This window comes from uncultured Bacteroides sp., from assembly GCF_947632445.1.
Classification (GTDB): domain Bacteria; phylum Bacteroidota; class Bacteroidia; order Bacteroidales; family Bacteroidaceae; genus Bacteroides.
On sequence record NZ_CANRPM010000081.1, the window covers coordinates 1 to 10,184 of the forward strand.

Genomic DNA, 10,184 nt, shown 5'->3' on the forward strand with positions numbered 1-10,184 from the left:
TGATAAATGTAGTTCTTAGTGCTTTAAAACATAATCCGTAGTAATTAACGTGAGTTCGATATAAGAATGAATATATTTATCTGATAAATAGATATATAACTATAAAAGCATTTAATTTATAGTGTCAAATTATCACATTTAAACGATTATCACTATGTTTTCGGAGTCTGAAGTTATAGACATTTATTGGGAATAAATATCGGATGATCACAAAAAAGGGAGGACAACAAACATCCTCCCTTTTTTATCAGCTATCTTGTCTTTATAGCTCCCAAATCACTTTGGAAATAATCCGGGGAGGGGCTCAAAATAGTCCTGTCACCTTAACCGGAAGATTATCAATAAATTAGTGCGACACCTTAGTACCTTTGGTAAACATTTCCGTGAAAAAATAAAAAATACCTTTCCTTTAAAGGCAGCCTATTTTTTATTTTATTTCAAAAAAGTTTGCACAGCCCTGTCACGTGTCACAGTAACCGACTGTATATCAATAAATTGGTGTAACAGGACTGTTTTAATCGGGCCAAAAACTTATTTTTCTTCCGTCTTTTTTCACGGGCAGATTTTTCCGTCCTGACGCCGTGCTTGCTGACCCTCTGACGAAGTGCTTCGTCTCCTCCTCAGAAAGCACTGCATGACACCCTCACGCAGCACTGCGTCGGGACTTCAGGAAGTGCTGCGTGACAGCGGAAGGGAATAGAAGTTTCATTGCCGATTCATAGCCGGCTATCGCAGCCTGTTGCTGCATTGAAAAGAAACCCGCCATTGAAGCGAACTTTATGAAGGACGGGCAACTTGCTATCTTTTGATTTTATGTCGAACTCACGTTAATTATTAGGTTGCCACAAGTAGCAAACATCTCATCAAAATATTGTTCCGTTGCATTGTCATATTGATATTTCCAGTTGGCATGTAACTTTTCGGGAAGCTATTTTTGATTTAAATTACGAAGAATCTTCCTGAAAACGAAAAAATCAGCTACCGAACCACCGTTTGCACGAATCAAAAAAACAAGCAACCTGTAAAACAAACAAGAGGAAGCCTAACACTTGTTACTTCCTCTCATATGAAGCGAATAAAATCTTTTGTCAAAGTATGTCGGAGACTACCTGTCGATCCACTCTTTTAGCCGCTGGGCTTTCTCCTTGCTGACTTTTATTTCTGTGTTAGGATAACCTTTTAGGCGGACAATAAGTTTCCCTCCAAAATAATTACCGAGGAACAAAACATGCTCTACGTTGATAATATATTGCCGGTTTGCACGGAAGAAACAGTCTGGATTGAGTTGCTGTTCAAGTTCGTCCATTGACACATTAACAGCTTCGGAAGTTCCGTTATTGAGACGAAGATACACGATTTTGTTCTCCGTTTCGATGTGGTTGATGTCCGAAACTCGCACGGTCTTATATCCGTCACGATAAGGAAGCAGGAAACGCTCCCGATAACGAAATCGGTTTTTCTGTAAGGCATCAAAAAGCTGTTGTAGGTTTTCGTCGGTATAATTCTTACCGACTTTGGCCGCCTTGTCAATGGCCGCTTCAAGTTCATCTGGATCCAACGGTTTCAGAAGATAGTCGAAACTGTTGAACTTGAATACCTGTACCGCATATTCATCGTATGCGGTGGTGAATATGATGGGTACGGTTGCCGGAGCGTATTTAAGAGCCTCAAAACTTAGACCGTCAGTAAGACGGATATCCGCAAGTATGAGGTCTGTTGTTTTTCTTGATTGGAAAAATTCGACCGTCTCTTTTATACTTGTAAATGGACCTTCAATTACAAACGTTGCATCAATATCATTCAGTAATCTTATGAGGCGCATGGCATTGCGCTGTTCATCTTCAAGAATCAGTATTTTCATGGGAAATGATGTTTTTAATTATTGGCAAACTTACTGAATAGAAGTTTTCGGCATTCTCTATCTTAACCTTTTTGTCGCAGAGCAATGCGTATCGTTCTATGATGTTTTTATGGCCTAAGCCCGTTGAGCCCATTTTTGACAGCAAAGGCGATTTAATATTATGTACAGTGATATAATCATCCGACAACGTGATGGCAATAAACAGTGGATGTTCCATCGAAAAGCTATTATGCTTTATTGCATTCTCCACAAGAAGCTGCAACACCGCCGGAGGAAGGAACCCCTTACATTCTTTAACATCTGAACTGATTTTCGTAATGACGCCTCCGGCGTGACGTACCTTCATTAGATACAAGTATGAATCAAGGAACTTTATCTCATCTGTAACAGGAATCAGATTCTGATCCAAATTAGCAATGATATACCGATACATTTTCGACAGATTGCTTAGGAATTTGCCAGCCAGTCTGGTATCTTCTTCAATCAATTCCAGCAGATTGTTGAAATTGTTAAACATGAAATGCGGATTGATTTGCAGTTTCAGGGAGTTGAGTTGTGACTGTAGGGCGATCTCTTTCTCCTTCATCAGTGCCATTTCAAGTGTCTGCTTCTCGTCACGTGCCTTGATGTAAGATTGAAGGTAGAAAGTGTTGGCATAAACGCTTGATATGAAGGTGGATATCATTGCAAAAGTATATGCACCTTTCATGTTGAGTAATTCGGCAAGAAGTCCGTTCCCAGTTTCATCCCATAAGAAATAGAATAAAGAGGTCATGCCGAATGCGACAACATTATTCAGAGTCAAAAGACATGAGGCATAAACAAACACCCACACATAAGATGTCCTGAAAGGCAAAATCTTAAAAACGAAATAAGAGAACCCCAAAAATATATAGATAAAGAGCATGCACAATAAGAAATAGACGATATAATTGACTGCCGCCATTCCCGGAAATTGGTCAGCTGTTTCATCATCGAGAATTAACCATACAATGAGGTAGAGCACATAGGAAACGGCCGATAATAAAAGCCCGTTCCGCCAGTTCATTATTTTTATATTTCCTTTTGTCATATCAGATGCAAAGTTACTTCATATTCCACAAAGATAGGGATTTGCTTCTTTATTTGATAAGATAAAACCGGCTGAAACGGACAAAATCACTTTCGAAGTGATTAAAATGAATGTTGAAACGAACAGTGTTACACTTTACGTTTGCCGAAATGCCAATTCGGAAATTAGTTTTTGTGCATAAACCGCCCGTTTGGGCGGTTCAGATATCAATTTATCCGTTTCAGTCGGATTTTACTGTTACAACTGATACTACACGGATAATTTTGCATCCTTGTAAGGTAAATGCCACTATGATAAAGTCTGAATCAACAAAATTTGAGAAAATAGATCTAGACAGTATTTTTCGGAAATACTATCGTCCATTGTGTCTGTATGCACTTCATTACCTGCATATAGCGGAAGATGCGGAGGATATCGTACAGGATTGTTTGACTGAATTTCTCGAACTGTCCGAGAAAGGTCGTTTCGTTTCTGATATAAAATCCTATTTGTTTATGATGGTGCGCAACAGATGCTTTCTTATCCTGAAAAAAGAAAATATAATTGACCGGGACCGCTTTATTTCTGAGTTTGAGGGAACTCTTACTGATACAGAATACAAAGAACAGTCATTTATGGAAGCAAGAATGTGGACTGCCATAAATTCATTGCCTGACCGTTGCCGTGAAGTTTTCCTGCTGTGCAAACGAGACGGATTGAAATACGAAGAAGTGGCAGACAGACTTGGAATCTCCGTAAACACGGTCAAAAACCAAATCAGCAAGGCTCTTAAGAGCATCAAAGGTGAGTGCCGGAAAATTTATTTTTTCTTTTTCGGGTAAATTTTTCTGTTTGGAATAGTAGGATTTCAGTTGATTTTACTCTTAGCTAAAAAGAACATCGAAAATGGACAATGAAGAATTAAACGGATTACAATTTGTTTTGAGGTATTATTCTCCGGGAATTTTTGATACCCGAAAAGCTTTACGCAGATACAAGGAAGCGCATCCTGCCAAAGAGCGCAGATGGATCCGATATGTATCTGGGATTGCCGCCTCTGTTGTGATATGCTTATTTGCTGCATATTGTCTAATGTGGGAGAAAGAATCTCCTGTTTGTCTATGTTCTTATGCTGACACCACGACATTTATACTTCCTGACAGTTCAGTGGTTACGCTATTTCCTTATTCAACGCTCAGTTACCTGCCGGACAGATTCAATAAAAACAAACGGGAAGTCGATATGACCGGAAGAATCTGTTTTGATGTGCGCCGTAATCGACACGCTCCGTTTATTGTGTCAGGAAAATATGCTAATATAGAGGTGCTGGGCACACAATTCGAAGTAAACGAGAATAACGATGATTTCGCAACCGAAGTTTATGTATCGTCAGGCAAGGTACTGTTTTCTGCCAAAAACAATGAAAATGGTATTGTACTTACCCAGAATATGCAGGCCGTTATGCCTTTTGGAGCAGATGTCCCATTGATGATGGCAAAAAAAGCGGATAAGAACCAGGCTGACAAATCCAGGAAATTCGTTTATAAAAACACGCCTTTGTCTGAAGTACTGAAAGATTTGTCCGAACACTTCCATGTGAAACTGACCTGTGTTTCTACTGGAAAGACACTTACGGCAGAATTCGATACAGATAACTTGGATGAGATTATTTTCATGATAGAAAAAACGCTGGATGTGAAGATAAGGAAGGAGGCCGTGAAATGATTAGGCTGACAATTCTTATATTGACCTTCTTTATATTACCACTATCGCTTCAAGCACAGCATAAAGTTCATTCATGTACCGTCAGACAACAGATGGAGGCAGTAAAAAAAGAGTATGCCGTAAATTTCGTGTATGACGCTTCATTAAAACTGGATATACCCTATATCGGCAAACCCTTAAAAGGAAGGGGTTTGCACTCCGCTTTGAATGAATTATTCCGCAATACGGACATAAAATGGGAAGTAAACGGGAAACATATACTATTGAGCCGGAAAAAGAAATACACTTTGAACGGTTATGTCTATCAACATGATGGTGAAACTGCAATAAATGCCACTATATGGGATGTCACAACAGGAACAGGCACATTGAGCAATGAGCATGGCTTTTTCAGTATTACACTTCCAGAAGGAAATCATGCCATACGCTTTTCATCCATAGGCTGCGGCGGACATACGGAAGATGTGGTTTTACGTCATGATACGAGTCTGAAAATTTATCTAAAAGAAGGATATCAACTGGAAGAAGTGGTTGTGACCGCTGATTTGAATTCTCCATTGATGACTACCCAAACAGGAAAAGTGTCACTGACCTCCAAAGAATTGAATACCGGATATGCGCTTATGAGTTCGCCGGATGTGGTAAAGACATTACAGAATCTTCCAGGAGTGGCGGCAGGCACAGAACTCATTTCCGGTCTATATGTACATGGCGGCGGTAACGATGAGAACCTTTTCCTGTTGGACGGTACGCCTCTTTATCAGGTGAACCATCTGGGAGGCCTTTTTTCCGCATTCAACACGGATATTGTAAAAAACATCGACTTCTACAAGAGCGGCTTCCCTGCACGCTACGGCGGAAGACTTTCTTCCGTTGTGGATGTACGTACCAATGATGGAAACATGAAAGAATACCACGGTACGGTAAACATAGGGCTTTTGGACGGACGAATCCAAATTGAAGGTCCCATAAAGAAAGACAGAACCTCGTTCAATATTGCAATGCGTCGCACATGGCTCGATGTCATCACTATACCGGCATTGGCCATACGCAACAGTTCAAAGACTGATAAGATAAATATGCGCTATGCCTTCCATGACGTAAACGCCAAAATTACGCACCGCTTTTCGGAACACAGTCGTGCAGACATCAGCCTATATTCGGGCAATGACATCATGAAAGTGAACAACAAGCAGTTTGAGAAAGAATACGGAACGAACTACAACCGGGAAGAAGACCGTACTAAATTCAACCTGCAATGGGGCAATCTGACGGCATCCCTGAACTGGAAATACCAGTTCTCCCCGAAACTGTATTCCATATTCACGGGTGTCTATACCCATAACCGTTCCTGTCACGATTACCTTTCCGAAGAAAAAGTTTTTGATGAAGGGCAACTATCTGGAATTACCCATAGTGAGCGTAACAACCGTTCCACTATTGATGATATTGGCTACCGTATGGAGTTCGATTACCGGCCAAATCCAGCGCACCGCCTGCGCATGGGGTCAAATTACCTGATGCACTTTTTCCGTCCACAAAGCGCACGTACATGGGATTATTCTGGGACTGACAATCAGAAAGACACCCTGTCACGACAGGCATCAGGTTCTTATAACGGACAGGAATTTTCATTGTATGCGGAAGATGACATTGCTTTGGGAAACCGTCTGAAACTGAATGCCGGACTGCATTACACCCTGTTTCATATGACAGGCAAGACTTATCATTCCATAGAACCCCGCGCATCCATCCGTTACCAATGCAGCGGCCGTGTGACATTCAAGGCATCCTATACGGAAATGAGCCAGTTCATGCACCAGCTTTCCAATACATACCTGAATCTTCCGATGGATTTTTGGGTACCTTCCACTAAAAGGATTGCCCCGATGCGTTCCCGACAATATGCGGTCGGGATGTATCTGCAACTACCTTCCCGCATCCGGTTAAATATGGAGGGATTTTACAAAACGATGAATCATATTGTGGAGTATGACGGTGGCAATAGCCTCACGCCCTCTGCAGATGATTGGGAAGAAAAAATCCATGAGGGCAAGGGAAAGGCATACGGATTGGAATGGGAAACCAGCTATAGCAATAACTGGACACACGTCAGTGCGGCTTACACCTTGTCATGGAGCAAGCGCAATTTCCCGACATTCTATAATGGATGGTATCCCGATAAATTTGACAATCGTCATAAATTGAACCTCAGCGTTCGCCACAACTTTTCTTCCCGGATAGAGGCATACGCTTCATGGACTTACCATACAGGGAACCGTATGACCGTGCCGCAACAACAGGTCAATGCTCCTGCCATACCCGGCATCGGAGGTGAGCCGGTTTCTGAATGGATATACGAGCAACCGAACAATGTGTCGCTTCCGGCATATCATCGACTTGACCTCGGCATTAATTTTCGCAGTACCACCAAACGGAGATATGAACGTATATGGAATATTAGTGTTTACAATGCCTATTGCCGTATGAATCCCCTCTATGGCAAGGTTAAAGAAATACCCGATGGCAGTTTCAAGGAAAAAGCCACGGGTATGTTCCCGATACTCCCTTCATTCAGTTACACATTAAAATTCTGACAGCTGATGAAAATAAGAAATCTTACATTCTGGATTATGGCGTTTATGTTCTCTTCGTGCAGTTATGAGTTCGAATTGAACGATATAAATGTCGGAGAGAAAATAGTTCTCTATTGTATGCCTTGTGCCGATAAGGACACTACGCTGATACAGCTGTCACGCAGCGTACCGGTTTCTAAGAAAGGGAAACTGCAAAATGGCATTTCCGATGCCGGAATCAATTTTATGGTGAACGGCAAGGAACAATCGGTATATTGGAACGAGAATGCGACATCTTCCCTCCCTGCCCGGTGTTACTATGTACTTGGCAGATATAATGAAACTGACAAGGTGGATATAAAAGTATCTGCCGGTGGTCTCCCGTCTGTAAGTTCTGAAACCGTATTGCCGTCTTCTTTCCCATTGAAAAAAGTGGATATAAAGTTGAAACGTGAAATTGATACAAAATTGCAGTTTCTTGTTACGTTTCAGGACAATGCCTACACGGAAGATTATTACGGAATACGGGTAATGCGCAGGTGCATTTATACCAGTGTGCCGGACAATGAGGTTACAGACATAGAATATTCCGATATTGAGTTTGAAGTGGATGACGAGCCGTTGTTGTATAATAAGAGCGGCTTAAACTCTGCCTTTGATCTTTCCAATGATTTCTATCAGAATTTCTATATTTGGAGTGATGAACAGATAAGAGGAAAGGAATATACCTTGCGTTTGAAGACCTATTACTCTATGGACAATGTATCCATGTGGGACGGTAGCAATTATAAATACTCTTACAAAGTGTATCTATACAAATTGTCACGGGAACTTTATCTTTACCTGAAGTCAGTGAACGATGTCAAGAACAATGATTTGGGGCATAAAGGACTGGCACCCATAAGAAGCCATTATTCCAATGTGGAGAATGGTATCGGCGTTGTGGGAGGATGTCGGGTTATAGAAACGGAGTGGATATGTAATGTATTAACAGATATAAATTAATTATTAACAAACAAAATTTTAAGTAACATGAAACATTTAAGTTTTTTGAGAAGACATGCCAGTATGGTAGTAGCAACATGTTTGTCTTTGAGTCTATTCTCTTGTAACAACGAGGACGAATTTGCACCATCAAAAGAAGGTACAGTTCCGCCTGTAGAAGTGTCAAAGATGAGCGAATGGTTGCCCAAGACAAGAAATATTGAATCAACAGTCTCAGATATGCCAGTGCTTCATTTCAAAGACGAGAAAACCTACGACGATATGGTTGAAAAACTCAGTGCCATGAATAATGAGGAGCGTATAAGTTATTTTAAGGAGTTGGGATTTGATGGAGCTTATGCTCTTTGGAACCGAGCCGATGAGGAACTTGAACAAATTTTTGAAATTGATGATGAAAATCAATTTAAAGAACAGATTGACAGATATAAAGACAAATATCGTAATATCTTCTCGTTCAACACAATCGATACTTATGATGTGACCCCATATTTTACTTTTACAGATGACAAGCTATCTCTTGTTAGTAATGTCAGGGGAGCTGTTGTTATTGGCAATACACTTAAAACACCTGAAAACAATACTCCTACTTATGATGTGGACGATGAAATAACTATGGCGGCAGCACCGGGTCCAATAGAGCCGGGTTTCAAGGGCTTCAAAGGGGCTTCTTTATCCATTAAGAATGGAAAATACAGAAGTACTATGACTATTGGTCGTATTGTCAACGGAAACTCATTTGCAGTAGAATTTAAGACAAAGAAAAAGCAGTTTCTATGGAAAAAGAGTGTGTCAGCAAGTTATTCTGCTGAATTGGAAATGCAAAGTACCAAATTCCATCACAAGAACGTTGTTGCTTGTCCTAATGGCTGTAAAGTTTCTATTCTGAATTTACGTATTGAAACTGTTGGAAATGTGTTTAATGCCCATGTGAGAAATTTTAAATGTTCACGTGGAAATTCTACAGGAAGTCAAAGTTTTAATAATATACAAGTCATATAACCGCATAAAAAGTTCAAACAAGGGTATTCAAGATTTTGCGTTCTATGATTACTCTTGTTTACCTTATACTTTGATGGCGTAATCTATTATCGTACAAGCAAAAACATAACAGATATATTGACTCATTAACTATTCGGTTTCAGTATGAAAAAGATTCTATTGACATTGCTTCTCGCCCTGCCATTCTGCATGGTGACGAAAGCGCAAGATTTCAGAATGGGAGTGACGGGAGGTTACAACCTCAGTTCTCTGAGTGGTTACAAATCACAATCCGGTTTCCACGTCGGTCTCAAAGGGGAGTTTGGACTTCCTCAGGTGACAAAAGGCCTGTATATGGATTTCGGGCTGATGCTCTCTTCGCATGGATGGAAGAGTCCGGGGTACTACTACAACGGAAACTATACCTCCCCTACTGGAGACAAGCCGGACAAACCGTCATCGGGCTTTACTGCAGACAATAAGTGTACTCCTTACTATCTGAATATTCCCGTCCGCATCGGCTACAAGTTTTCCGTAGGACGGAACGTCAGCCTGTTCGTCAATGCCGGACCCTATTTTAACATCGGACTGTTTGGCAAAGCAAAGGAAACCATTACTCCCGACAAGGGAACAGCCACGACAAAGGAAACGTCAGGCAACGTGTTCAGTGACAAAATGCTCAACCGCTTCGATTGGGGATTGGGATTCCGTACCGGAACAGAGATTGCACGCCACGTCCAGTTTTCCATCGGGTATGATTGGGGCATGAAGAATGTAAACAAGATGGGGATGGACAGCAAGAACAGGACATTTGTGGCATCTTGCGCTTATATGTTCTGAGAAAGAATATAAACTTAGAGCCTGTTTAAATTTTAAAGTTTGATATTGAAAGAGTGTTTCTTATTTCCGCAAAAATGATTATTTTTAAGTTACCACACTTGAAATAATTATGTATCCGACAGATTTAGAAGAAACACAGTGGCAAGTT

Annotated in this window: 8 protein-coding genes; 6 read left to right on the forward strand and 2 right to left on the reverse strand. The window is 40.8% G+C overall.

Translation table 11 applies throughout. The features are described from left to right. Positions 1 to 1,105 precede the first annotated feature (1,105 nt). Both Q0Z70_RS11880 and Q0Z70_RS11885 read right to left on the reverse strand, forming a co-directional pair. Entirely contained in the window at positions 1,106 to 1,861 is a 756-nt protein-coding gene (locus Q0Z70_RS11880; RefSeq protein WP_298074801.1) for a LytTR family DNA-binding domain-containing protein, read from the reverse strand. Next, complete coding sequence (locus Q0Z70_RS11885) at positions 1,842 to 2,933, reverse strand: sensor histidine kinase (RefSeq protein WP_298074803.1); 1,092 nt, start codon at positions 2,931 to 2,933, stop codon at positions 1,842 to 1,844. The genes Q0Z70_RS11880 and Q0Z70_RS11885 overlap by 20 nt, the downstream gene beginning before the upstream one ends. A gap of 110 nt (positions 2,934 to 3,043) precedes the next feature. Here Q0Z70_RS11885 and Q0Z70_RS11890 point away from each other — a divergent pair, with 110 nt between their 5' ends. The 6 genes from Q0Z70_RS11890 to Q0Z70_RS11915 all read left to right on the forward strand — a co-directional run bounded on the left by Q0Z70_RS11890 (position 3,044) and on the right by Q0Z70_RS11915 (position 10,036). After that, positions 3,044 to 3,754 (forward strand): RNA polymerase sigma-70 factor, encoded by a 711-nt coding sequence (locus Q0Z70_RS11890; RefSeq protein WP_366807307.1) that lies wholly within the window; start codon positions 3,044 to 3,046, stop codon positions 3,752 to 3,754. 64 nt (positions 3,755 to 3,818) lie between these two features. Further along, the gene (locus tag Q0Z70_RS11895) at positions 3,819 to 4,637 is read left to right on the forward strand and encodes a FecR domain-containing protein (RefSeq protein WP_298074805.1); all 819 of its coding nucleotides are present in this window, start codon (positions 3,819 to 3,821) and stop codon (positions 4,635 to 4,637) included. Further along, positions 4,634 to 7,234, forward strand: a complete 2,601-nt coding sequence (locus Q0Z70_RS11900; RefSeq protein ID WP_298074807.1) for a TonB-dependent receptor — start codon at positions 4,634 to 4,636, stop codon at positions 7,232 to 7,234. Before Q0Z70_RS11895 ends, Q0Z70_RS11900 begins: the two co-directional genes overlap by 4 nt. A 6-nt stretch (positions 7,235 to 7,240) precedes the next feature. Beyond that, positions 7,241 to 8,218 carry a DUF4249 domain-containing protein gene (locus tag Q0Z70_RS11905; protein WP_298074809.1) on the forward strand — a complete coding sequence of 326 codons (978 nt, stop codon included), beginning with the start codon at positions 7,241 to 7,243 and terminating at the stop codon, positions 8,216 to 8,218. 63 nt (positions 8,219 to 8,281) lie between these two features. Next, a complete protein-coding gene (locus Q0Z70_RS11910; protein WP_298074811.1) occupies positions 8,282 to 9,217 on the forward strand; it encodes a DUF4848 domain-containing protein in 936 nt (311 codons plus the stop codon). A 144-nt stretch (positions 9,218 to 9,361) separates the two neighbouring features. Continuing rightward, complete coding sequence (locus Q0Z70_RS11915) at positions 9,362 to 10,036, forward strand: porin family protein (RefSeq protein WP_298074813.1); 675 nt, start codon at positions 9,362 to 9,364, stop codon at positions 10,034 to 10,036. Positions 10,037 to 10,184 lie beyond the last annotated feature (148 nt).